General features: G+C 31.2%; 26 protein-coding genes and 1 pseudogene. 18 read left to right on the top strand and 9 right to left on the bottom strand.

What is annotated here, in order from left to right:
- Nucleotides 1–69: 69 nt before the first annotated feature.
- The 5 genes and pseudogenes from FVE72_RS05945 to FVE72_RS11595 all read left to right on the top strand — a co-directional run bounded on the left by FVE72_RS05945 (nucleotide 70) and on the right by FVE72_RS11595 (nucleotide 2,520).
- Nucleotides 70–1,014: a nucleoside hydrolase gene (locus FVE72_RS05945; protein ID WP_146966459.1), complete on the top strand. Its 945-nt coding sequence runs from the start codon at nucleotides 70–72 to the stop codon at nucleotides 1,012–1,014.
- A gap of 361 nt (nucleotides 1,015–1,375) precedes the next feature.
- Nucleotides 1,376–1,651 (top strand): annotated as a pseudogene (locus FVE72_RS11580) (transposase zinc-binding domain-containing protein); the annotation flags it as partial.
- Nucleotides 1,652–1,719: 68 nt separating this feature from the next.
- Nucleotides 1,720–1,920 carry a transposase gene (locus tag FVE72_RS11585; protein WP_269472559.1) on the top strand — a complete coding sequence of 67 codons (201 nt, stop codon included), beginning with the start codon at nucleotides 1,720–1,722 and terminating at the stop codon, nucleotides 1,918–1,920.
- Between the two features lie 55 nt (nucleotides 1,921–1,975).
- Nucleotides 1,976–2,269 carry a transposase gene (locus FVE72_RS11590; protein ID WP_269472572.1) on the top strand — a complete coding sequence of 98 codons (294 nt, stop codon included), beginning with the start codon at nucleotides 1,976–1,978 and terminating at the stop codon, nucleotides 2,267–2,269.
- The gene (locus FVE72_RS11595; protein WP_269472560.1) at nucleotides 2,236–2,520 is read left to right on the top strand and encodes a transposase; all 285 of its coding nucleotides are present in this window, start codon (nucleotides 2,236–2,238) and stop codon (nucleotides 2,518–2,520) included. The genes FVE72_RS11590 and FVE72_RS11595 overlap by 34 nt, the downstream gene beginning before the upstream one ends.
- 324 nt (nucleotides 2,521–2,844) lie before the next feature.
- Here the strand turns inward: FVE72_RS11595 and ytvI are convergent, their stop codons facing one another.
- A complete protein-coding gene (gene ytvI, locus FVE72_RS05960) occupies nucleotides 2,845–4,080 on the bottom strand; it encodes a sporulation integral membrane protein YtvI (RefSeq protein ID WP_081724186.1) in 1,236 nt (411 codons plus the stop codon).
- A 175-nt stretch (nucleotides 4,081–4,255) separates the two neighbouring features.
- Here ytvI and FVE72_RS05965 point away from each other — a divergent pair, with 175 nt between their 5' ends.
- From FVE72_RS05965 to rbsK, 6 genes are all read left to right on the top strand, one after another.
- On the top strand, nucleotides 4,256–5,527 hold the full coding sequence (locus FVE72_RS05965; protein ID WP_026737640.1) for a TolC family protein: 1,272 nt from the start codon (nucleotides 4,256–4,258) through the stop codon (nucleotides 5,525–5,527).
- A 32-nt stretch (nucleotides 5,528–5,559) separates the two neighbouring features.
- A complete protein-coding gene (locus FVE72_RS05970) occupies nucleotides 5,560–6,696 on the top strand; it encodes an efflux RND transporter periplasmic adaptor subunit (RefSeq protein ID WP_036056112.1) in 1,137 nt (378 codons plus the stop codon).
- A 28-nt stretch (nucleotides 6,697–6,724) separates the two neighbouring features.
- On the top strand, nucleotides 6,725–7,417 hold the full coding sequence (locus FVE72_RS05975) for an ABC transporter ATP-binding protein (RefSeq protein WP_026737641.1): 693 nt from the start codon (nucleotides 6,725–6,727) through the stop codon (nucleotides 7,415–7,417).
- A complete protein-coding gene (locus tag FVE72_RS05980) occupies nucleotides 7,418–8,635 on the top strand; it encodes an ABC transporter permease (protein ID WP_026737642.1) in 1,218 nt (405 codons plus the stop codon). It begins immediately after the preceding gene.
- 146 nt (nucleotides 8,636–8,781) lie between these two features.
- The gene (locus FVE72_RS05985; RefSeq protein WP_036056113.1) at nucleotides 8,782–9,720 is read left to right on the top strand and encodes a nucleoside hydrolase; all 939 of its coding nucleotides are present in this window, start codon (nucleotides 8,782–8,784) and stop codon (nucleotides 9,718–9,720) included.
- A 614-nt stretch (nucleotides 9,721–10,334) separates the two neighbouring features.
- On the top strand, nucleotides 10,335–11,261 hold the full coding sequence (gene rbsK, locus FVE72_RS05990) for a ribokinase (RefSeq protein ID WP_026737645.1): 927 nt from the start codon (nucleotides 10,335–10,337) through the stop codon (nucleotides 11,259–11,261).
- A 158-nt stretch (nucleotides 11,262–11,419) separates the two neighbouring features.
- Here rbsK and FVE72_RS05995 read toward each other — a convergent pair whose 3' ends face one another.
- The 4 genes from FVE72_RS05995 to FVE72_RS06010 all read right to left on the bottom strand — a co-directional run bounded on the left by FVE72_RS05995 (nucleotide 11,420) and on the right by FVE72_RS06010 (nucleotide 13,931).
- On the bottom strand, nucleotides 11,420–11,821 hold the full coding sequence (locus FVE72_RS05995; protein WP_006807892.1) for a type II toxin-antitoxin system HicB family antitoxin: 402 nt from the start codon (nucleotides 11,819–11,821) through the stop codon (nucleotides 11,420–11,422).
- Nucleotides 11,822–11,857: 36 nt separating this feature from the next.
- Nucleotides 11,858–12,061, bottom strand: a complete 204-nt coding sequence (locus FVE72_RS06000) for a type II toxin-antitoxin system HicA family toxin (RefSeq protein WP_006807908.1) — start codon at nucleotides 12,059–12,061, stop codon at nucleotides 11,858–11,860.
- 156 nt (nucleotides 12,062–12,217) lie between these two features.
- Nucleotides 12,218–13,162, bottom strand: a complete 945-nt coding sequence (locus FVE72_RS06005; protein ID WP_026737646.1) for an aldo/keto reductase — start codon at nucleotides 13,160–13,162, stop codon at nucleotides 12,218–12,220.
- Nucleotides 13,163–13,181: 19 nt separating this feature from the next.
- Nucleotides 13,182–13,931, bottom strand: a complete 750-nt coding sequence (locus FVE72_RS06010; RefSeq protein WP_006807906.1) for a GumC domain-containing protein — start codon at nucleotides 13,929–13,931, stop codon at nucleotides 13,182–13,184.
- A gap of 149 nt (nucleotides 13,932–14,080) precedes the next feature.
- Between FVE72_RS06010 and FVE72_RS06015 the strand changes: the two genes are divergently transcribed.
- On the top strand, nucleotides 14,081–15,229 hold the full coding sequence (locus FVE72_RS06015) for a pyridoxal phosphate-dependent aminotransferase (protein WP_026737647.1): 1,149 nt from the start codon (nucleotides 14,081–14,083) through the stop codon (nucleotides 15,227–15,229).
- A 15-nt stretch (nucleotides 15,230–15,244) separates the two neighbouring features.
- Complete coding sequence (gene rlmD, locus FVE72_RS06020) at nucleotides 15,245–16,690, top strand: 23S rRNA (uracil(1939)-C(5))-methyltransferase RlmD (RefSeq protein ID WP_026737648.1); 1,446 nt, start codon at nucleotides 15,245–15,247, stop codon at nucleotides 16,688–16,690.
- Between the two features lie 209 nt (nucleotides 16,691–16,899).
- Here rlmD and FVE72_RS06025 read toward each other — a convergent pair whose 3' ends face one another.
- The 4 genes from FVE72_RS06025 to FVE72_RS06040 all read right to left on the bottom strand — a co-directional run bounded on the left by FVE72_RS06025 (nucleotide 16,900) and on the right by FVE72_RS06040 (nucleotide 18,825).
- Nucleotides 16,900–17,364: a DUF5362 family protein gene (locus FVE72_RS06025; RefSeq protein ID WP_026737649.1), complete on the bottom strand. Its 465-nt coding sequence runs from the start codon at nucleotides 17,362–17,364 to the stop codon at nucleotides 16,900–16,902.
- Between the two features lie 12 nt (nucleotides 17,365–17,376).
- Nucleotides 17,377–17,790: a DUF5362 domain-containing protein gene (locus FVE72_RS06030; protein WP_026737650.1), complete on the bottom strand. Its 414-nt coding sequence runs from the start codon at nucleotides 17,788–17,790 to the stop codon at nucleotides 17,377–17,379.
- Between the two features lie 15 nt (nucleotides 17,791–17,805).
- Nucleotides 17,806–18,219, bottom strand: a complete 414-nt coding sequence (locus FVE72_RS06035; protein WP_026737651.1) for a DUF5362 domain-containing protein — start codon at nucleotides 18,217–18,219, stop codon at nucleotides 17,806–17,808.
- 126 nt (nucleotides 18,220–18,345) lie between these two features.
- On the bottom strand, nucleotides 18,346–18,825 hold the full coding sequence (locus FVE72_RS06040) for a DUF5362 family protein (protein WP_026737652.1): 480 nt from the start codon (nucleotides 18,823–18,825) through the stop codon (nucleotides 18,346–18,348).
- Nucleotides 18,826–18,973: 148 nt separating this feature from the next.
- On the opposite strand from FVE72_RS06040, the gene FVE72_RS06045 reads away from it, so the two are divergent.
- The 5 genes from FVE72_RS06045 (at nucleotide 18,974) to FVE72_RS06065 (ending at nucleotide 25,281) form a co-directional block, all read left to right on the top strand.
- Nucleotides 18,974–20,173, top strand: coding sequence for an ATP-grasp domain-containing protein (locus tag FVE72_RS06045; RefSeq protein WP_026737653.1), 1,200 nt, complete (start codon nucleotides 18,974–18,976; stop codon nucleotides 20,171–20,173).
- Nucleotides 20,174–20,206: 33 nt separating this feature from the next.
- Entirely contained in the window at nucleotides 20,207–20,941 is a 735-nt protein-coding gene (locus FVE72_RS06050; protein WP_026737654.1) for an esterase family protein, read from the top strand.
- A 93-nt stretch (nucleotides 20,942–21,034) separates the two neighbouring features.
- On the top strand, nucleotides 21,035–22,765 hold the full coding sequence (locus FVE72_RS06055; protein ID WP_026737655.1) for an ABC transporter ATP-binding protein: 1,731 nt from the start codon (nucleotides 21,035–21,037) through the stop codon (nucleotides 22,763–22,765).
- Nucleotides 22,758–24,644, top strand: coding sequence for an ABC transporter ATP-binding protein (locus tag FVE72_RS06060; RefSeq protein WP_026737656.1), 1,887 nt, complete (start codon nucleotides 22,758–22,760; stop codon nucleotides 24,642–24,644). The genes FVE72_RS06055 and FVE72_RS06060 overlap by 8 nt, the downstream gene beginning before the upstream one ends.
- Nucleotides 24,637–25,281, top strand: coding sequence for a YdcF family protein (locus FVE72_RS06065; RefSeq protein ID WP_026737657.1), 645 nt, complete (start codon nucleotides 24,637–24,639; stop codon nucleotides 25,279–25,281). The genes FVE72_RS06060 and FVE72_RS06065 overlap by 8 nt, the downstream gene beginning before the upstream one ends.
- The last annotated feature ends 7 nt before the right edge of the window (nucleotides 25,282–25,288 follow it).

Consider the following 25,288-nt stretch of genomic DNA (forward strand, 5'->3'; position numbering starts at 1 on the left):
TTCGGGTTTTATTTGCTATAATTAAAAAATATTAAAAATAAATCGTTAACTATAGAAGATGGGAGAATTATGAAAAAAAGAAGAATTTATTTGAATCATAACGGCGGAGTGGACGATTTGATTTCATTATATCTGCTGTTGAAAATGGAAGATGCGGAATTAGTCGGAGTAAGTGTTATGGATGCGGACTGTTATATACAACCGGCAGCTTCGGCAACAAGAAAAATTATAGAAAAATTCGGTTCCGAAAAAGATAAAAAAATAAAAATTGCATTATCGGATTCAAGGGCAGTAAATCCTTTTCCGAAAGATTGGAGAATGCATGCGTTTGTTGTAGATGCACTTCCTATTTTAAACGAAAAGAAACCTTTAACAGTAGAAGAATCAAATATAAAAGCACATGAAGATATAATTCGTGTGCTGAAAGAATCTGATGAAAAAACTGATCTTGTATTTATAGAACCACTGACAGATTTGGCAAGAGCATTGGATAAAGATTCGAGTATAGAAGAAAAAATCGGGAAATTGTACTGGATGGGAGGAACATTCTTGGAACACGGTAATGTAGAAGAACCTGAACATGACGGAACGGCAGAATGGAATGTTTACTGGGATCCCTTTGCAGCTAAAAGAGTATGGGAATCAAATATAAAAATAGAACTTGTAGCTTTGGAAAGTACGAGAATGGTACCTTTAACGGCAGAAGTACGTGATATGTGGGCAAGTCAGCGAAAATATGAAGGAGTGGACTTTTTAGGTCAATGTTATGCAACAGTATCTCCATTAACTCATTTTGTAACAAATTCCACTTATTTTTTGTGGGATGTACTGACAACTGCATCTTTCGGTAAAGAAAACCTTGTAAAAAGAGAAGTTGTAAACAGTGATGTAATAACAGAAGGTCCAAACAGAGGAAGAACTGTCAGAAAAGAAAACGGACGTCCTGTAGATTTGGTTTATCATGTTGACAGAGACAGTTTTTTTGAGTATATAACGGATTTGGCGAAGCAATAGTTTTTAACTTCCTTTTTTCAAAAAAGGAAGCGAAAAAACATCCGACTAAAATTTTACTAATTCAAAATAACTCATTCCACAACAAAAACAACTGTTTGAGCGTAGCGAGTCTGTTGTTTTTGTAACGTTTCATTCGTATTTTTCAAAGTAAAATTTTAATGTCGGGAGAAAGTCAGATAATATTAGAGTAATAATTAAAAATAAGACATGGAAACTTGCAGAAAAATATGCAAGAGATAGTTTTAATAATTTTAAACCTGACAATCAAAGTATAAAATAGTAAGGGAAATTTTTATAATGAAATAGATAAGATAAAAAAAGCCGAATTGAAATTCGGCTGATTTTTTTGTATACTGTATTTATGACTAGTAAACACTTTATACAAAATAAACTGAAAACTATCTTCAGTAATAAAAACATTGTACTAAATTCTTTAAACTTTTGCAAGAAAAATTATCTTAACCCTAAACACCTTCAATATATTAAATTTTCTATCTCTAAATTTCTTGCTTGTAGAGATTTATCCAAAGGCTTTGTTTCTTTCAAATGCCCTAACTGTCCTATTACTTACAAATTCCCTCTTTCCTGTAAATCCAGACTCTGTCCTTCTTGCGGTTACAAATATTCGCAACTTTGGACTGATAATATTCATAAACATATTCTAAACATTCCTCACAGACATGTTCTTTTTACTATTCCTAAAGCATGCAGAATATTTCTAAAAAGAATAAAAGAATTAATAAAATTTCCAAATCTTCTAAATATTACTTCACTGATTCTGATATTCTTCATTATGGTCTTATTTCTGTTATTCATACTTTCGGGCGTGATTTAAAATGGAATCCTCATATTCACGCTATCGTTTCTCTCGGAGGATTTAATAAAATTTTGATTTTAAAAACTTGAATACTTTAATGTTGATACTATTGCAGCTCAATGGAAATATCACGTCCTTGATATTATTTCTAAGGGGAACTATCCTAATCAAAAAATTAAAAGATTAGCTAAAATTACTGTCAATAAGCTATATAGTCAAAATGCAAGATTCTTTTTTAATGTCAGAAGCGGTGATGTCAATAACACCAAAGGTATTATCAAATACTTAGGTCGATATCTTGCACGTTCTCCTATTGCTGAGTATAAAATTACTGATATTACTGACAATGAAGTTACTTTCTTTTACAATGATTTAGCTAATGATAAACAAAAACATTTATTACTATGCCTATTCAAAAATTTATTTCCCAAATTTTAATCCATGTACCTCCTAAAAATTTTAAAATGGTTAATAGATATGGACTATATGCAAGACATATTTCCAATAAGCTAAAAAGAGCTGTTATTCCTTTTAAGAAGAATATTGTCCCTAATAAATTTTCTTTTTATCAAAGACAAACATTTAAAACTTTCGGTATAAATCCTTTCTATTGTCCTATATGTAACATTAGAATGATTGTATGGGAATTTTATCATTATTTATATCCCAAACCTAAAAGATATTATTAAATCTTTTTAATCCAACTATGTTGGATATTTTGTCATACATTTTTTTTGATAAAAAGATAATAAAGAGGCTTACGCCTCTTATATAATTTGCAAAATATATTATTAAATCACTTTTTAAACATTTTTATAATCATTAAATTTAAATTTACTTTCCTTAGGAATAAAAAAACAACCTCCAGATTTTACAACGAAAAAAATGTGTTAGTGAGTGTTATGAAAATATCTTTTTTATTTTCATAACGAACGGGCATTTTTGAGTATGTAAAATTTGAGGTTGTTAAGTGGGAGTATGAGGGCGACGTTTAAGCCCTCATAAATATAATATTAGCATTCTGTATCATCAATAAACTCATCTTCCATAAGTTTTTTAAGGTTTTCAGGCATATTGTCTATTATAGGATTGTTGTTTTCTTTAGGACTGTTATCCCTACTATTTCTTGAAGCTGAATCATCGCTATCTTCCGAAGTGTCGCTGAATATTTCCCTGAAAAATCCTATCTCTAGTTCTTTTGAAAAAACATTTTTCAATATAATCATAACTACAGGCCCTATAAGAAATCCCATAACTCCGAAAAACTTGAATCCCGAATACATTGATATTAAAGTTACCAGAGGATGTACACCTATGTTTTGACTTATAAGTTTAGGCTCAAGCATCTGTCTTACAGAAAGCACCAGCAGATAAATCAGAATTAGTGCTATTCCGAGCTTTATATCTCCAAGAATAAACGATATTCCTGCCCACGGAAGTAAAACAGCACCTGCTCCCAATATAGGCAATGCATCAATCAGACAAATTACAATAGATATTAATAACGGATATGAAACATTAAATTCGAGGAAAAATAATATATTAAAAGAAATCAGTAACTCGAAAAAACATATCGTCATAAGAATAATCTGTGCTTTAACATAAGAGCCAAGCACTGTAAACATCTCTCTTTTTATATTATATACTTTTCTGAGCCACGATTCAGGAAGCTGCTGTTCGAGAAAATTCAATATTTCTTTTTTATCAAGACTTATGAAAAAAGTTGATAACACTGTAATACATATATATATTATTATTGTCGGGATCGAAGTAACAAAATATATAAGACCGTTTATAAAACGACCGAATTTTGATGATCCCATTGAGATAAATCCGGCAACGGAATTTTTAATCTGTTCTGTAAATCCTTTGGGCAGATAACCTAAATATATATGACTCTGATCGATAGTCAAAGTCCATAATCTTTTAAATTCTTCAGCATAATTGTTTATATTTTTGGAAAGTTTATAAATTTCCCCGAAAAGTCTGAGAGAAGTAATACTTATAAAACTTAGGAAAAATAATAAGAATACAACTATTGACGTAATTGTGGCAAATTTTTTGGAAAATTTCAGTTTGTTTTGTAAAAAATTTGCAAAAGGCTGAGTTATTATGGAAAAAAATACAGCTATTACAAAAGGAAAAAGAAATATTCCCAATTTGAAAAGCAGAAGTATCATAATAAGTATTAAAACTATATACAGTATAAAGTATAATTTTTTAAAATCGAATCTTTTATAATTTGACATAATTTCCCCTTAAATAAATTTTGATAAGGATATTATAGACCAAATAATCAAAATTGTAAATAAAAATCGGAAATTTGAAAAAATTATAATTATAATAATTATATATAAAATAAAAAGTAATTTCTAAGTATACAAGAGTACAATAGTTTTAATTTGCAAAAGAAAGGGGAAGTTTATGCTGAAAGCAATTCCTGAAATGAAAAATAAAAAATTTCAACTTTTACTTTTATTTTTTGTAAGTGCTTTAAGTTACGGTGCAACGGTAGATGATGTGATTTCCGAATATGAGCAGAAGTCGTATACAACCAAAATAAATCAGGCCAACTTGAGGACATACGACATAAAAGATAAAGCATTGAAGAAAGGAGACTGGAATACAATAAAACTGACTTCGGAAAATTCCTACGAAAAAAACAAAACTTATGACGGAGTGAGCATGGAAAATACAGCAAGTTTCGGAATGCTTTATTATAAAAACGGTTATAATTTTACCAACAAAGAATTTACCGAAAATAAAGTGGGAGTATCGAAAACGCTGAACGATTTTTTTTACAGCGACAATAAATATAATACGAATATCAATAACATCTCAAGGGATATACAGAAGATAAGTAATGAAACAAATAAAAATACCGAAATTCGTAATTTGATAGACTTGTACAAAAATTATAAAAATAAGGAAAAAGAATTGGAGCAGAGTAAAATTTCTCTTCAAGGTAAGAAAAAAGACTATGATATACTCGCAAGAAAATATCAGTTAGGAACTGCTTCAAAGTTTGATTATGATCTGGCAAAAAATGAATATGAAACTACGGATCTCAAGAAGCAGAATACCGAAAGAGAACTTAAAATACTCGGTGAAAATTTTATGATTTATAATGTTACTCTTCCTAAAAAGGAAAAACTGGAAGATTTGAAAACTGTAGAACTGAAAAAGGAAGATTTCTATAATTTAAAGTTATCAGAGGCTGAAAAAATAAAATTAAATGAAACTTTAAATGAAGAGAAAATGAGAAAAGAAAAGTTTGACTATAATATTCCGAAAATTACCGCTGATGCAGGATATTCTTTTGAAAAGAAAAGTTTTACAGTAGGAGTGGGAGTATCAAAGACTTTTAAATTGTATAATGACACTATTGAAGACCTGAAAAATGAAGCGGAAAAATTAAGACTGGAATACGAACAGAAGAAAAATGAAATTCTTTCCAATGCCGGTCAGGAGATGCTTAATTATACCACTTATCAGACAAATGAACTGATAAGCAAAAAAGCACTGGATATAGCAAAAGAAGATTATGCGATATATGCCAAAAAATATGAATTGGGATCTGATACTTTTGCCAACTATGTGGAAAAAAGAAATACATATGAAAAAGCAATCATGGATTATGAAATAGCGAAAAACGAACTGGCTGCATTTACAAAGAAGATTAAATACTATAAATAATAATTTAAACGAAAGTTTTATGAGGTGATTTTGTGTTAAAGGAGAAATTTAAACCTTTCTGCAATAATAAAGCGATATGCCTTTTAATATTGGCTGTTTTGTTTTTAGTTGCCTGCGGAAAGAAAAATGTTGAGAAAGAGTATGAAGTTACTACGGTAGAAAGAGGAGATATAAGCCTTTCTATTGAAAAAACGGGACAAGTAGTATCTGAAAATGAAGTAGCCGTTTATACTACGGCAAATCAGAGAGTTAATAAGGTGTTTTTTAAAGCCGGAGATAATGTGAAAAAAGGCGATGTAGTGTTGACTTTTTATCCTGTCGACAGAAATGAACTGCAAAGAAAAATACAGATTAAAAGTTTGGAAGTACAACAGAAACAGAGAGATTTGAGAAATGCATCGGAACTGAAAAAAATAGGAGGAGCTTCTGCAGTGTCTGTAGATGATGCGAGAATAGCACTTCAAACAGCTCAGTTGGAACTGTCTTCGTTAAGAGAAGATTATGCGTTACTGGTAGACAATATAAAAAGTCCCGTTGACGGAGTAATAACTGCGATGACTGCTGATGAGAATTATCGTGTAAACACTGAAACTACTTTGTTTAAAGTATCGGATGCAAAAAACATGAAAGTGGAAGTGAGTCTTACCGATTCAGAGATACAGAATATAGCTGTAGGTCAGAGAGTTGAAATATCTTCAGATGCTTTGCCTAAAGGACAGCAGATAGAAGGAACTGTATCGCAAATATCCGGAGTTGCAACTAAAAATGCAAATCTGGATGAAAGTAATACGACAGTCAGTATAAAACTTTCAGATCCTAAAGGATTAAGACCGGGAGCGACTATTAATGCAATAATTTACTATAAAGAAAGCAAAAATATTTTAAAAGTACCATACAGTGCAGTTATAAATGAAAGCGGTAAATATTATGTATTTACAGTGGGAAAAGATAATAAAGTAACTAAGAAAGAAGTTACTGTAGGAGAAACTGATAATCTGTATTATGAAATTTCTACAGGACTTTCTTCAGGTGAAAAAATAATTACTGTAGTAGATGAAGCTCTGCAAAACGGACAAAAGATAAAAATTGCCGATCCCGGCAAACCTCAAAAAGGTGCAAAAGGTAAAGGAGACGTAAAGCAGGAAAGTTTTGAAGCACCGCCAAGATAGATAAATCAATAATTTAAGAGGTACTTTTATGATAGATGTAAAAAAAATAGTAAAAATATATAAAAACGGAAATATGTCACTGGAAGTTTTAAAAGGACTTAATTTATTTGTTGCGGAGAAAGAATACGTGGCATTAATGGGACCGTCAGGAAGCGGAAAATCTACATTTATGAATATACTTGGATGTCTTGACAGACTTACTTCCGGGAAATACATACTCGACAATGTTGACGTTTCCACAATGAAAGGTGATGAACTTTCCAAAGTCAGAAATGAAAAAATCGGCTTTGTATTTCAGTCTTTTAATTTGCTGCCCAGATTGTCGGCACTTGAAAATGTAGCTCTTCCTGCCCTTTATGCAGGAGTTAAAAGAGAAGAAAGAATGGAGAAAGCAAAGAAGGCTTTGGAAAGTGTAGGATTGGGTGAAAGAATACACCATAAGCCCGGTGAAATGTCCGGAGGACAAAGACAGAGAGTAGCAATAGCAAGAGCAATAATAAACGATCCTAAAATACTTCTTGCCGATGAACCTACAGGAAATCTGGATTCCAAATCAGGGGAAGAAGTTTTGGGAATTTTTAAAAGATTAAATGATAACGGGACAACAATAGTAATGGTAACTCACGAAGAAGATGTTGCCGAACATTGTAAAAGAATAGTGAGATTAAAAGACGGAGTTATAGAATCCGATTATATTGTTGAAGACAGGAGAGGAGTGTAAATGGATTTTTTTGAATCACTGAAATTATCTGTCAGTAATTTATTCAGCTATAAAGTGAGATCGTTTTTAACAATGCTCGGAATAATAATCGGTATCTCGGCAGTTGTTATGATGTCCTCTCTCGGAGCAGGAGTAAAAGAAAATATTGTGGGAGATTTGAATAAATTGGGAGTAGGAAACTTTCAGGTTTTTATTGATACTTCTCCCGGTCAAACTTATAAAAGTGAAGATTTATTCACGACTAAGGATATTGAAAATTTGAAGGCGATAGAAGGAGTAGAAGCGGTATCTCCCAGTTCCGATGCCTATGCGAGAATAAATATAGGAGAAAATCAAAGTGCAATGGTTGTAGGTTCGGGAGTAACTCAGGATACTTTTAAAATTACGAATTATACAATTGTTAAAGGAAGAAAATTTTTACCTGATGAATACAGAAAAGACGGCAGATATATAATAATTGACAGCACGAGTGCCGATATGCTTTTTCCCGGTCAAAATCCTGTGGGTCAAAAACTGGCACTGAATTTCAGAAAAAATATGCAAATTGTAACAATAGTAGGAGTATATAAAAATCCTTTTGCAAATTTAGGAGGCGGAGGAGGCCCCGATTTACCGGTTTTTGCTCTTTTTCCTAATGAGTATCTGAACCATATAAACGGAAACGCACAAAATAAGTTTACATCTTTGGATATGAAAGCCGGTAATGCTAAAGAACTTGAAATTGTAATGGAAAGAGTAAGAGAATTTTTAAAGAGCAGAGGAAGTTCTCCTAAAACATACAGTGTCAGAAATTCGGCACAGGGACTGGATGAATTTAATAACATACTTAATATGATTTCTTTATGTATAAGCGGAGTTGCAGCTATTTCCCTATTTGTAGGTGGAATAGGCGTAATGAATATAATGCTTGTAAGTGTTACTGAAAGAATCAGAGAAGTTGGACTTAGAAAAGCTATAGGGGCCAAAACAAAAGATATATTACTTCAGTTTCTTATAGAGGCTGTTATCCTTACTTGCTTCGGAGGGATTATCGGAGTATTTTTGGGTTATGGAGGAGCATTACTTGTAGGAATATTTATTAAAACAACCCCTATTTTAAGCCCTGTAGTAGTTATAGTATCATTAGTAGTTTCAACCATGACAGGACTGATATTCGGAGTTTATCCGGCTAAAAAAGCTGCAGCACTTGATCCTATTGAAGCATTGAGAGTAGATTAATTTTAATTAAATGACTTAAATAGATTCCTGCTGACTATGATTTAAATTTTTCATAGTAAGCAGGATTTTTAAAAAACAGAAGAAAAAATTGAAAAAATAGTGTATAATTAGATAAAAGAGCTTTAAAATTAATTTCAGGAGGAAAAATGAAAAAGAAAATTATTTTAGACTGTGATCCGGGTCATGATGATGCGATAGCAATAATGGCTGCAGGATTACATGAAGATTTTGAGTTACTCGGAATTACTACTGTAGCAGGAAATCAGACTATAGAAAAAACTACAAATAATGCTTTGAGGATATGTGATTATTTCAATTTTAAAACACCTGTATACAGAGGAATGAGCGAGCCTTTAGTAAGAAAAAATCAGATAATTGCAACAGATTTCCACGGAGAAACAGGTCTTGACGGAATAAAACTTGATAAAACCGATAGACAGCCTGAAAAAGAACACGGAGTTAATTTTATTATAAATACTCTTTTGAACAGTAATGAAAAAATAACTCTTGTACCTGTAGGACCTTTGACTAATATAGCAATGGCACTGAAACTTGAGCCGAAAATAAAAGAAAAAATAGAAAAAATTGTTCTTATGGGGGGAAGCTGTAAAGGCGGAAATGTAACACCTTTTGCTGAATTTAATATATATGCGGATCCTGAAGCAGCATCTATAGTATTTTCTTCGGGAGTACCTATATTTATGATGGGACTTGAAGTTACGAATAAAACTGCACCTGATGAGAAAATCGTGAAAAAAATTCAGAGACTGAAAACAAAGGCAGCAGACTTTTTAAATCAGGGACTACATTTTCCTAAGAGATACGATGAAAACGGTAATTTTATATATCATACGTTACATGATGTGGTTACTTTGATTTATTTAATAGATCAAAATACAGTAAAATTGGAAAAAATAAATTGTGAAATCGAAACAAAAGATGAAGAAAAATACGGACAGACAATTTGCAGTAATTGCGACTGTAAAGACAATAATAATATTTCGAGCTCAAATATTCAGACAGCTGTGGAAATTGACTTGGATAAGTTCTGGGAAATTATTTTCGAAGTGATTGAGAAATATTAGGGGGGGAGGATGACAATATTTTGTAACACAATTTGCCTATTATTATACTCGTATTCGTATATAATTTTATTTATTTTTCCGCTTCTTATTTTATTATCTTATTTAGCTGGAGTATTATTAATGCAAAAAATATTAAAAAAAATAGTTAGGGCAGTTCTTTTTATGTTTTTTCAATTAACTATCCTTCCTGTTTTTTCGTCTGTTTTGAGCTTAATACTTTTTCCTCTAAATTTTTATAAAACTTTGTATATAATAATTTCAGGATTAGTATATATGATTTTTGAAGTAATATTTGGAGTTTATATTGAAAGAAAATGTTCAAAAAAAGAGAAACTGGGAATAATATTAGTTGATATTATTTTTATTCTATTAGTAGGAATACCGTATTTAGTCAATTTTAAAAAAATAAGTTTATTTTTTTCAAAAATTTTTACTGCACCTATAATATTATATGCAAAAACATTTTTTCCTAATGGTAATTTAAAAAATTTAACTTTACTATGGTTTTTTATGCAGATTTCTTTTTTGGGAGGGATTTTGCTTTCAAATATAGTAAAATCTGTGTTTAAAAAGATATATCGTTAATAAATAATATCAAAATAAGGAGAATAAATATGAAAAAAGCACTTGTAATAGGAAGTTTGAATATGGATATGACGGCAAAAGTGGAAAATCTTCCTAAATTAGGCGAAACTATTTTCAGTAATGAATTTTATGAAAGTTGTGGAGGTAAAGGAGCAAATCAGGCAGTTGCAATGTCAAAATTGGGAATGACTACAGAAATGATAGGAATGGTAGGAAATGATTCCCAAGGAGATAGGTTAATCAATAATCTTATAAAACATAATGTTAAAGCAGATAACATTATAAAAAGTAACGATTTAACGGGAAGAGCAATAATAACTGTAGATAAAAAAGGAAACAATAACATTATTGTAATTCCGGGATGCAACTTTAAAATTTCTGAAAAAGATATACAAGATAAAATCGGAGTTATAGCTGAAAGTGATATCGTTATATTACAAAATGAAATTCCTTCGGAAGTAGTTGAATACTCACTTTTAAAAGCTAAAGAGCTTCAAAAAATTACGATATTTAATCCTGCACCTGCGAGAAAGTTAAGTGATAAAATGTATCAAAATATTGACTATTTAATATTAAATGAAACGGAAATGGAAGAAATTTTTGATATAGGTATTCATGACAAAGTTTATATAGGAAGGATATTTCATAAAAAGAAAGAGTGCGGTATTAAAAATATTATACTTACACTGGGTGAGAACGGCAGTGTACTTTTTGATGAAAATGATAATGTTAAAAAATTTGATGCGTACGAAGTAGAAGCTGTAGATACTACAGCAGCAGGAGATTCATTTATCGGAGCATTTGCTTTAAAAATCTGTGAAACAAATAATCCTGATGAAGCTATTAAATATGCAACTGCAACATCAGCTATCGTTGTAACTCGACAAGGAGCACAGGATTCTATACCTTCACCTGAAGAAATTGAAGAATTTATTGAAAAACACCCGATCAGATAACACAACAATAGAAATAAAACTGTAAAAAACGAAGTGTATTAAAAAAGTTAGATAAAACTAACATTATCTTGATACACTTCATTTTATTTTTAAGTTTGACTAAAATATCTCTTTTCAAAAAAATTATGTAGATTCTTAATATTTAAAGTCGATTTTACTTATTTGATTCCTAATTCTTCTTTTAAAGCTTCCTGTAATATATGTGAAAAATTTAAATTTTTTTCTATTGCACGTTCATTTAGCCATTGAGGTATAGTCAGTGTCTTTTTTACTGCTTTATTTCTGATAGATTTTCTTACAGATGGCATCCACACGTCAATTAAGAGAACTTTCTCGTCAAAGTTTAAATTTATCATATTTAAAGATGAAGACTTCGGAATTTTTTCTTTTGCTCTTTCTATTTGGTACATCCAGCCGCCCAGAACATCTCTCGCCATATATAAGGCTTCTTCATCGTTTTTCCCGCATGAAATACATCCGGGCAAATCAGGAAAGGTAATAGTAATACCGTCTTCACCATACTTAAATATCGCCGGATAAAGATAGCTGTCTTTTGTCATTATTATACCTCCTGTTTAACAAGGGGAGGGGAAATTTTAAAATTGAATGCCCGCTTGTTTAAATATTGCTTTTACAGTTGCAATGGGAATATCCTTTCGAGGATGAGGAACTGTCACTTTACCCGATTCAGGCTTATCGGGATTAACAAAATAATGATGACTCCCTCTCGACTCTCCTGTTTCTTCCCATCCATTGTCCTTCAATATTTTAATAATCTCCCTAGAAATGTAAGACTTCATTCAACATTCCTCCCAAAAATATAATACCACGTATTTTAGTACGTGTCAATATTTTTTTTGAAAATTTACATTAAAATATTAGAAAGACCTATAAAATATGAAAAATTGAATTATAAAAAACACTATATTGAACTTTCTTAAATTTTTACAATAATATTAAGGCAATATATTTCCCGCAGCTTTGTATATATCATACCATTCTTCTCTGGAAAGAGTTATATTTGAAGCTGTCGAAATATCGGAAATACGATTTGAATTCATTGTTCCGACTATTACCTGAATCTTTGCAGGATGTCTTAAAATCCACGCTGTAGCAATAGCAGTATCCGAAACTCCGTATTTTTGAGCAATTTTATTTATAATAATATTCAAATCCTTGAATTTGTCATTATTCAGGAATACGCCTTCAAAAAATCCGTATTGGAAAGGAGACCAAGCCTGTATAGTAATATCTTTTAGACGGCAATATTCAAGAATACTTCCGTCCCTGTCAGATGCCCTTTCGTTTTTCAGATTTACATTTATTCCGTTATCAATAATTCCCGAGTGCATAATACTGAATTGAAGCTGATTTGCAATCAGTTTCTGATCGACATATTTCTGTAAAAGTTCCATTTGTGCAGGATTTTGATTACTTACTCCGAAGTATTTTACTTTTCCCTCTTTATAGAGAGTATCAAAAGCTGTGGCAACTTCTTCAGGTTCCATAAGGGTATCAGGTCTGTGAAGTAAAAATACATCAATATAATCAGTATTCAGGCGTTTCAGACTTTCGTTTGCGGATTTTATAATATGCTCTTTTGAAAAATCAAAATGAGTTTTGTAAGTACCGTCGGGATAATCTTTTACAATAATTCCGCATTTTGTCTGTATAAATATGTTTTCTCTTTTAATATTATTGCTTTTTATAATTTTACCGAAAATTTCTTCGGATTTTCCTCTGCCGTAAATATCTGCATGATCAAAAAAATTGATTCCTTTATCAATAGAGGTTAAAACGGCTTTTTCTCCTTTTTCGTAAGGAATATCGGCTATTCTCATACAACCGAGCGAGATTTCCGAAACGGGTAGTCCGACTTTTCCCAAATCTATAGTTTTCATAGTTTTCCTCCGATAATAACTAATTTTTGTCTTTTATTTCATTCCAGTCAAGAGTTTTGGAAAATTCTTTAATAAATGCTGCAAACACCCCTAAAAACAGTCCTAAAAACAGTGCTCCTGCAAGGATAATTTTTTTGCTTAAAGCAGGTTTTGTATTCAGTGAAATTAGTTTTACAACAGGGCTCGTATCATTTTTCAACAGTCTGTAATACGCAAGTCTTGAAACTAGAGTGTCGCTCAATGAATCTTTAGTAGTTCTTATATCCGTATTTTTAGTTATAAAATTATATTGTTCTTCCAACAGTTTTATTTGTGTATCCAAAAATTTATTTTCTTTATTTCCTAAATATTCTGTGGCGAGTTGAACATATTCTTTGGAAAATTCTTCGCCTTCGGTTTTACTTTTTGTAGAAAATTTTACTTTGATAGTAGGGTTGTTTGTTTCTGATTGGGCATTCAGCCTTGAAGACATATCTTTTAAAAATTTTTCATCGGATAATCCTGTATTTTTCAAAGTTTTGGAATTTTTCTTTATAAACAGGAAAAAATCAAAAGAGTTCAGTGAATATTGGGAAGTTTCTCCAATTTCGTTTAAAACTCTGTCATTTCCGTATAAATTGATTTCCGATTTGTAGGATTTATTCGTAAACGCATACACAGCTCCGAGTGCTGTTATCATTGCCGTTATTAAGACTATCATTACAAGGTTTTTGTAGAGTATTTTTATTATTATATTCAAATTTATGGATTGCTGTTTTTCGTTGCTCATATTTACTTCCTTTCAAAATTATTCTTATATTATATAAATTTTATCAAAAAAAGTCGGATAATACAAACTAAATTTTTAAAAATTTTGATATATAATATAAAATATGATAGAATAAACAGGCAGTAACATTAAGAATTGAAAGGAAAAATATGTATATAAATAAAACAGTAAAAGAAATTCAAATATCGGATATAAGAAAAATATATGAAAAAATGCAGACACATGAAAATCCTCTGAATATGTCTTTGGGAGAACCTGACATTGATGTGCCTGATGAAGTAAAAGAAGCGGTAGCATATCACGCTTTGAATACAAGAATAAAGTATTCTCCCGTAGGTGGAATACCTGAATTACGGGGGAAAATTGCTGAATTTTATAATAAAAATTTTGAAGGAAGTTTCACGATGGACAATGTTTTAGTAACTGTAGGTTCTACAGAAGGATTGGCCTCGGTTATGAAAGCAGTAATTGCCGAAGGAGATGAAGTGTTAATGCCCACTCCTGCATATGTCGGATACGGTTCCCTTATAAAAATGACAGGCGGAGTACCTAAATATATTGACTTGAGGGAAAATGACTTTAATTTGACAAAAGAAATTCTTGAAAAAAACGTAACGGAAAAAACAAAACTGATTATACTGACTTACCCGAATAATCCGTCAGGAGCGATATTACACGAAGAAGAAATGGAGAAAATTGCCGAATTTTTAAAAGACAAAGAAATATATCTTTTAAGCGACGAAATATACGGTTCTATAACATTCGGAAAATATACATCTTTTGGAAAATATTCGGAAATATTGAAAAAGCAGTTAATAATAATCAGCGGATTTTCAAAATCCCACTCAATGACAGGATACAGAATAGGTTATATTATTACAAATCCTGAATTACAGCTGCAAGTAAAGAAAGTAAGCCAGTATAATGTTACGAGTACATCTACATTATCACAATATGGGGCATTGACAGCACTTGAAAAATGTTCGGACAGAAAACAGGTTTCTGAAATCTACAGGAAGAGAGTAGAGTATTTTTTAAAAGAACTTGAAAAAATGAGATTTAAGTGTATCAAACCTGAAGGAGCTTTTTATATTTTTGCAGGATATGAAAATATTGATAAACTGAAAAATATGAAGTCTTTGGATTTTGCTTTGGATTTACTCGAAAAAACAGGTCTTGCAATAGTTCCGGGATCTACATTTCAAGTGGAAAAATATATGAGATTTTCAATAGTGCACGATATACCTGTGTTGGAAGAAGCGGTGAAAAGACTAAAAGAATATGTGGAAAATCTTTAAAGAGAGGGAATATAAGTGAAAAGAGGAGAGGAAATCGAAATAGAAGTTACGGGAATAGAGTTTCCCAACAAGCCTTACGGAGTTTACGGGGAGAAAAAAGTTTATCCGGTTGGGAATTATATTATCGGACACAAATTAAAAGGAACTGTCACAAAAATAAGAAATAAAAAGTCTGAACTTAAAAAAATAGAAATTTTGGAAAAAGCAGCAAATGAAATAGAGCCGTTTTGTCCTCACTTTAATATATGCGGTGGATGTACATTTCAAAATATGAATTATGGTGATCAGACTGAATTGAAGAGCAGTCTTGTACTTAACATATTGAAAAGAGCGGCAAATTATGAATTTGAATATGAAAAAATCATAAAAAGTCCTAAGGAATTTGAATACAGGAATAAAATGGAATTCAGTTTCGGAAATGAAATAATAGACGGACCTTTGACTTTGGGAATGCACAAAAAAGGGAGTTTTCACGATATTATTACAGTAAATGAATGTAAACTCATGGATATTGATTTCAGGAAAATATTGACTGCAACTGCAGATTATTTCAGAAAAAAGGAAGAAGAGGGAGAACTTTCATTTTATCATCGTATTCAGCATATAGGATATTTGAGAAATTTTGTTATAAGAAAGGGCGAAAAAACAGGAGAAATAAGTATAAATCTTATAACAACATCACAAATCGATTTTGATTTATCCGAGTGGAAAGAGATAATGCTGAATTTAGAACTGAAAAATAAAATTTACGGTATAATTCATACTATTAACGATAATTTGTCGGATTCGGTGCAGTCGGATGAAGAAAATATATTATACGGAAATCGGGATATAAATGAGAGGATTTTTGATCTGAATTTTAAAATAAGTCCTTATTCTTTTTTTCAGACAAATTCCGACGGAGTGGAACTGCTTTACGGAAAAGTTATGGAATATATTGATGTTATAAGTGAAAATGAAGAACTGGATAACAGCAATACAGATATTATAAAAAATCCTCAAAATGTAAAAGACTGTGTTGTTTTTGATTTGTTCAGCGGAACAGGAACAATAGGACAAATTGTTTCAAAAAAAGCAAAACAGGTGTACGGAATAGAATTAATCGAAGAGGCTGTGAAGAAAGCCAATGAAACTGCTAAATTCAACAATATAGAAAATGCTGAATTTATTGCAGGAGATGTATTTGAGAAACTCGATGAACTTGAAGAAAGGGATGTAAAACCCGATATTATTATTCTTGATCCACCAAGGCCCGGAGTGGGAGAAAAAACTATAACAAAACTTTTAAAATATAATGTTTCAAATATAATCTATGTTTCGTGTAATCCGAAAACACTGGCACAAGATTTAGCAATATTTCATAATAATGGCTACAGACTTGTAAAATCTTGCCCTGTAGACATGTTTCCGCAGACGCCGCATGTGGAAGTTGTGAATTTGTTGGTAAAAAATAGTATATAAATCTATAAATAGGAGAGAAGTTTTATGGTATATTTTGTAATTATAGTGATAGAACAATTTAATTTTAAGCTATAACATATTACAAATGAAATACGAGGAGGCATATTTATGAGTGCGTTATCAATTAGAGTCAGTGAAAAAAATATATAATTTATAAAAAGAAGCTGTGAAATAGAAAAAAATCTAATTTTTACAGCTTCTTTTTTATTCTAATTTCCCAGAAGTGCAGCAATAAGTCCGAAAGACATTATCAGAAAGAAAATAAAGAACATCAAAGCAATTATTCCTACATAAAGAATTAAATAATATTTTATTGCTTTTGCTATAGTTAAAATAGACAAACGAAGATTCTCTCCGTTTTTATTTATAATTGCACTATCTATATATTCTCCTGTTTTATAAACTTTTATTCCTATAAATATGAGAGGTATACCTATCAGAAATAAAGCATAAATTACACCGCCTACAGTAATAAACACTCCGAATATTTTACAAACTATTGATAAAAATTTTAAAGCTTTTACCATTTCAGCATCCAATTTAAGTTCCATAACATTTTTTTGAGACTGATCCCGACTTAAAAAATCGTTATTTTCATTTGTATTTTCAGGAAAATTGTATATTTCCTGATCTTTTTCATTCAATTTTTTTCTTACATCATCTTCTATAGTCATTTTATCTCCTTCTTATCTGAAAGCCTTAAAATACAATATTACTAAAATAATTTCCAAAACAGTAACAACAATAAGTAATTTAAGAGCTTTCGCTAAAATATCAAAATATGTTTTTATCTTTTCACCGTTTTTTTGGCTTATTCCTTCTTTCAAAAGTTTTGCTGAATCAAAAATTTTTAAAGCAACATTTATTAAAGGAATACCCGCAATAGCACCGATTACAGTAATGCAAAACAGGATTCCCAGCATTATATATATAATTCCGATTATATTTGATGTCAATGATATTGTATTTGAATTTTTTATTATTAAATCATCGACATTAAAAGTTATTTTTCTTTGAGTTTCGGAATCATCGGAAAAATACTCCGGTATTCCTTTATCTTTACTATTCAGTTTTTTTCTCACATCATCTGCTATACTCATTTTCTACTCCGTTTTTTAAATTAAATGAGTTATTATTCTAAATATTGAAAAAGCCGCTTCTAATATAAAAATAATAACTGTCAATACAAGAACTTTTGAGGCAGCATTAAAATAGCCCTTTATATTTCGTTCGTCTTTGCTGTAAAGACTTTGTTTTAAAAACTTTGCCGCTTCAAACAAAGAAAAAGCAGCTATTATTTTAAGAATTCCGCTGATTATTTTGATTATTGTCAGACATTCCATTATTCCGATTATTATATTTAAAACTCCCCATATTTTAAGTATTAGAGAAATAGAATTTATATTTTTAACGGTCAAATCATCAAGTTCAAAAGATATTTCATTACTGTTATTCGGTTCATTTTCGTAAACATTTGAAGAATACTCTGAAAGTTCAGTTATTTCTTCATTCGATATTTCTGTGTTCATTTTGACCTCCTTCATAATTTATATAAATTTTAATATAACTACAGAAAAATGTCAATAAAAATAAAAAAGATTCTTTTAAAACTTTAACTGTTTATATAAAGAACCTTTTTCATTTTAATATCAGATTTATGAATTTGCAGCAATTGCTAAAATTACAATAAAAACGAAAAATGCTAATACTGTAATAACTAGATAAACTGCCAAATAAATCAATGAATATTTTGAAAATTTTCCCTTAGCTATGAAATACTCTCTTAAATCGTTTTCATCATTACTATACAAAAGTCTTTCAATCGCTTTTGATGCATTAAACAGTTTTAATGCGATAAAAATTAACGGAATACCTATAATATATATTGCTGTCAATACTCCCTGTATCATCATGAGTACACCTATAATTTTATTAAACAATGAAATCATTTTGAGCTCTTTTTTCATCATTTCATCCAATTTCAATTTTACTTCGGGAACAGAAGAATCTTTTCCCTGATATGAACTTTCATATTGATTAAGAGGAGCGGGAGTATTTTCAAATTCGAGTAATTCTTTCTTTTCTTCCTTCTCATCGTCATTCAGTTTTTTTCTAACATCATCTTCAAAGCTCATTTTTAACCTCCTTCATTTTTATATAGATATTAATACAATTAGAATCAAATGTCAATAGGGCAACCGAAAAAAGAAAATTCAATTCTAAAAATATAACAGATGTGCTATAATACTTTAATAAATTAAAGTAAAGAGGAGATGGGACAACATGAATTTTATTTACATTTCGCCGCACTTTCCTAAAACAAATTGGAATTTTTGCGACAGATTAAAACAAAACGGAGTAACTGTATTGGGGATTGCAGATGTTTCGTATGATGAACTGGATGAAAGACTTAGAAATTCTTTGACGGAATATTATAAAGTTTCTTCACTTGAAAATTATGATGAAGTATTGAAAGCAGTGGGTTATTTTACTTTTAAATACGGAAAAATCGACTGGCTTGAATCCAATAATGAATACTGGCTTGAACAGGATGCAAGATTACGTACGGATTTCAATATAAATACCGGGATAAAATCTGATGAAATTCTTAATATAAAAGAAAAATCTCTTATGAAAAATTCTTATAAAAAAGCCGGAGTGGGAACGGCACATTATCATACAGTTTCCACTTTGGAAGAAGGGAAAGAATTTGTAAAAAAAGTCGGATATCCTGTAGTAGTGAAGCCTGATAACGGAGTAGGGGCGAGCAATACTTACAGAATAAGAAATGAAAAGGAATTGACAGAATTTTATAAAAATCTGCCCAATGTAAAATATATTATGGAAGAATACGTTTCAGGGGATCTTGTTTCATATGATGCCATAATAGACGGAGAGGGAAATCCTATTTTTGAGTCGGGTATAACTTGGGAACCTACAATTATGGATATAGTCAATGAAGGACTTGATTTATATTACTATGTCAGAAAGGAATTGCCGCCGAAATTGGTTGATGCGGGAAGAAGAACGGTAAAAGGTTTCGGAGTAAAAAGCCGATTTATTCATACGGAATTTTTCAGATTAAAAGAGGATAAAGAAGGATTGGGCAAAAAAGGCGATTATATCGGACTGGAAGTAAATATGCGTCCTGCAGGAGGCTACACTCCTGACATGTACAACTATGCCAATAATACGGATGTTTATCAAATATGGGCTGATATGGTAGCTTTCGGGAAAATCGTGAATGCTTCTCTTAATGAAGATCTTGATAAATATTTCTGTGTTTACGTGAGCAGAAGAGATACAAGAAATTATGTTCACACCCATGAAGAAATAATCGAAAAATACAATAATCAGCTTGTAATGTATGAAAGAATGCCTGATTTGTATTCGGCAGCTATGGGAAATAATATGTATACTGCGAAATTTTTATTAAAAGAAGATATGGACGAATTTGTTGACTTTGTTCATAAAACTGTTTAACAAAAAAAAACATATGAAAGAAGAGGTAATTTAATGTATACGGAATATAAAAAAGATTACAGTAATCATTTAGGTAGAGAATTTGAATTTAAAAGATATGGAAACAGCGGAAAACCTTGTCTTGTTTTTCCGCCTCAGGACGGTCGTTATCACAATTATGAGGACTTTAAGATGGTAGAAACATTATCGGATTATATAGAAAGAGGAGAGTTGCAATTATTCTGTGTGGACAGCATTGACAGTGAAACATGGTCGGACAGAAACGGTAATCCGAGAGAAAGAATAGAAAAACAGGAAAAATGGTTTAAATATATGTCGGAAGAATTTATTCCGAAAATTTATGAGTGGACAGGAAGGCAGGATTTAATAGTAACAGGATGCAGTATGGGCGGTTCTCATGCGGGAATACTGTTTTTTCGTAGGCCCGATTTATTTGAAACACTTATTTCATTAAGTGGTGCTTATAATCCGTCAATGTTTTTCGGAGATTATATGGATAATCTGGTTTATGATAATTCTCCTGTACATTTCCTTAAAAATATGCCTTCGGATCATTATTATCTGGATTTATACAGACAGAAAAATATAATAATCTGTATCGGACAGGGAGCTTGGGAAGAAGACCTTATTCCCGGAAATAAAGAAATGGAAATAATTCTTAAAGAGAAAAATGTTCCCGCATGGGTTGATTTCTGGGGATATGACGTTGTACATGACTGGAACTGGTGGCAAGTTCAGATAAGGTATTTTATGAAGAAAGTACTGTAGATAGATTCAACGGGAACTTTTATCATTGTTCCCGTATTTTCACAGTTAAATATACAAAAATTTCTCTTAATTTTAAAGAAAGGATAATAAAAAATGTTAAAAAAGTTGCTTTCATACGTGAAAGAGTACAAAATACCGTCTATTTTATCGCCCTTATTCATTTCGGTAGAAGTTATGCTGGAAATACTGATACCGTTTTTAATGGCATCGATAATAGATGACGGACTTGAAAAAGGAAATATGCAGCACATTTATTTTATCGGTTTTATAACCCTGATTGTTGCAATGGTTTCCCTTTACACAGGCTTTTCTGCAGGAAAACATGCAGCTAAAGCATCTGCAGGATTTGCAAAAAATATAAGAAAAGCAGTATTTTACAAAATACAGGATTTTTCTTTCACAAATATTGATAAGTTTTCGACTGCAGGACTTATAACAAGATTTACTACGGATATTGCAAATATACAAAATTCTTATCAGATGATTTTGAGAATTTTCGTAAGAGCTCCGTTAATGCTTATATTTGCTACATTAATGACTATCTACATAAATGCCAAATTATCTCTTATATTTATAGGGGCTATCGTGATTTTCGGAATAGTGATGACCGTTGTTATTCTTCTTGTTTATCCTATTTTTACTAAAGCGATGAGAAAATATGACAACATTAATTCAAGTTTACAGGAAAATATTAACGGGATAAGAGTAGTAAAAGCATATGTCAGAGAAGATTACGAAATAAATAAATTTGAAAAAGCTACAGATGAACTGAAAAATACATTATTGTCAGCGGAGAAAATAGCCGTATTTGTATCCCCGGCAATGTTATTCTGTATGTACGGATGTATCATTCTGCTTTCATGGTTCGGAGCGAAGATGATTGTCGTAAATGAGCTTACTACGGGACAGCTTATGAGTCTGTTTTCATATACGGCAAATATTATCATAAGTATTTTAATGGTAACTATGATAATCGTGAGATTGACAATTTCAAGAGCATCTGCCGAACGTATTGTAGAAGTTCTGAATGAAGAGCCTACTATAAAAAATCCTGAAAATCCTGTATACGAAGTAAAAGACGGCTCAATTTCTTTTGAAAATGTGAACTTCAGTTACAGTAATAATCCCGATATTTTAAATCTTAAAAATATCAATCTTGAGATAAAACAGGGAGAAACAATAGGTATAATCGGAGGAACGGGAAGTGCAAAATCGGCTCTTGTTCAGCTTATTCCGAGATTGTACGATGTTCTAAACGGAACTGTAAAAGTCGGTGGAATAAATGTAAAAGATTATGATATAAAGACATTGAGAGATAATGTGGCAATGGTACTTCAAAAAAATATATTATTTTCGGGAACTATAAAAGAAAATCTTATGTGGGGAAATAGAAATGCTACCGAAGAAGAAATGATACATGCATGTAAACTTGCCCAAGCCGATGAGTTTATTCAAAAATTCCCCGATAAATACGATACTTATATAGAACAGGGAGGCTCCAACATTTCGGGAGGTCAGAAACAAAGGCTTTGTATAGCAAGAGCATTGCTTAAAAATCCTAAAATACTTATTTTGGACGACTCTACAAGTGCTGTCGATACAAAAACTGACAGACTTATAAGAGAAGCCTTTAAAAATGAAATACCGAATATTACAAAAATTATTATTGCACAAAGAATTTCATCGATAAAAGAAGCAGATAAAATAATAGTTTTAGACGATGGAAATATAAGCGGAACAGGAATCCACGAAGAATTAATTATTTCAAACAATATTTATAAAGAAGTACACGATTCTCAAGAGGAAGGAGGAAAAAATGAATAAATCGGAAAACAAAGAAAATAAAGGAAAACAATTTAAAGCACTTTTACGATTAATAGGATATATGTTTAATCTGTATAAATTTCATTTTGCAGCCGTTGTAATATTTATACTTTTAAGCTCTCTCAGTATGGTCAAAGGAACAATGTATACAAAACAGCTTATTGACGGCTATATCGTACCGAATATAGGAAATCCGAATATTGATTTTGCTCCTCTTGTAAAAATCATTCTTTCAATGATAGGAGTATATTCCGTAGGGATTTTATGCTCTTATTTATCAGGAAGATTCATGGTTGTTACAGCTCAGGGGACTTTGAAACAGTTGAGAGATGATGTTTTTATCCATATGGAAAAACTGCCTATAAAATATTTCGATACTCATGCTCATGGAGATATAATGAGTGTTTACTCAAGCGATATTGACACACTGCGTGACATGATAACGGAAAGTCTCGCCCAGATAATATCGGCAATAATAACAATCGTAAGTGTACTTGCTTCGATGTTTATTCTGAGTGTGCCTTTGACAATTTTTGCCGTATTTATGATAGTTCTCATAATTACTACGACAAAAATAATATCCGAAAAAAGCGGAAAGAATTTTAAAGAACAGCAGGAAAATATCGGTTCTGTAAACGGATATATAGAAGAAATGCTTGAAGGACTTAAAGTCGTTAAAGTCTTTTCCCATGAAGAAGAATCCAAAGAAAGATTTGACGATTTAAACGAAAAACTGTTTGTAAGTTCGGATAAAGCCAACAAATACGGAAATATTTTAGGCCCTGTTGTAGGAAACCTGGGAAATATAAACTTTGTGCTGACAGCTTCTATCGGATCCTTTTTGGCTCTTGGCGGCATAGGAGGATTCACTTTGGGGGGACTTGCTTCTTTCCTTCAGTTTACGAGAACATTAAATCAGCCTATAGCTCAAACAACACAACAAATAAATTCTGTTATGCTGGCAGCGGCGGGAGCTTTGAGAGTATTTAAACTTCTTGATGAAAATCCCGAATTTGATGAAGGATATGTTACTCTTGTAAATGCTGAATTTGACAGCGAAAACAATATAAGAGAAACTGAAAAACATACCGGAATGTGGGCTTGGAAACATCCTCACGAAGATGGAAATGTAACTTACGAAAAACTTCTCGGAGATGCAGTCTTTGAGCATGTAGATTTCGGTTATAATGAAAATAAGATTATTTTGCACGATATTAATTTATATGCAGAGCCGGGGCAGAAAATAGCCTTTGTAGGAGCAACAGGAGCAGGAAAAACGACAATTACGAATCTGATAAACAGATTTTATGATATACAAAACGGTAAAATAAGATATGACGGAATCAATATTAAAAAGATAAATAAATCTTATCTGAGAAAATCGTTGGGAATAGTATTGCAGGATACTCAGCTTTTTTCGGGAACTGTTGCAGATAACATTCGTTACGGAAAGCTGAATGCCTCTGATGAAGAAGTATATGCAGCGGCAAAACTTGCCAATGCTCATCATTTTATAAAGCATTTGCCCAAAGGATATGACACTTATCTGGCTAACGGAGGAGCAAATCTTTCCCAAGGACAAAGACAGCTTCTTTCCATAGCAAGAGCTGCTATTGCCGATCCGCCTGTACTTATACTGGACGAAGCTACTTCAAGTATAGATACGAGAACAGAGAAAATCGTTCAGGAAGGAATGGACAAACTGATGAAAGGCAGAACAGTATTTGTAATAGCTCACAGACTTTCGACTATAAGAAATTCAGATGTGATAATGGTTCTCAATCAGGGAAGAATAATAGAAAGAGGAAGTCACGAAGAACTGCTTAAAATGAAAGGTATTTATTATCAGCTTTATACAGGAGGATTTGAACTTGAATAGAAAAAACGGAATATCGGAAAATGACTTAAAGAAAAAACTTTTTAAATTTGTAAAAATTTTTATCGTTATTTTTCTTTTTCCGTTTATAATTATTCAACTTCTGACTATTTCCGAAATGAAAAAAGAAAAAGACGGGAAAGATAAAAAAGTGGATTATGTTGTAGTTTTAGGAGGAAGAGTAAGAGGAGAAAAGCCTTCACGTTCTTTATATAAAAGGATTGAAAAAGCCGCCGAATATTTAAAAGAACACGAAAATATAAAAGTAGTGGCTTCGGGAGGTAAAGGAAAAGGAGAAGAAATTTCCGAAGCCGAAGCTATAAAAAGAGAATTGGTTAAATTGGGAATTTCCGAAAACAGAATAATTACAGAAGATAAATCTGTAAATACAGTGGAAAATTTTAAATTTACTTTAGAAAAAATAAAGGAAAACGAAAGTGAAAATAAAGAGAAAAAATTTAAAATACTTATAGTTACGAATGATTATCACGTATACAGATCAAAAAAAATAGCGGAATTACTCGGATTTGAGGCTTACGGACTGGGAGCAAAAACTCCTTTGATTTCCCTTCCGAAATCTTATATAAGAGAATTTGCTTCGATAATTAAGTATTATTTTACTAAAAACAGTATTAAATAATGCGTTT

The sequence above is a fragment of the Pseudoleptotrichia goodfellowii genome (assembly GCF_007990505.1).
GTDB classification, from domain to species: Bacteria; Fusobacteriota; Fusobacteriia; order Fusobacteriales; family Leptotrichiaceae; genus Pseudoleptotrichia; species Pseudoleptotrichia goodfellowii.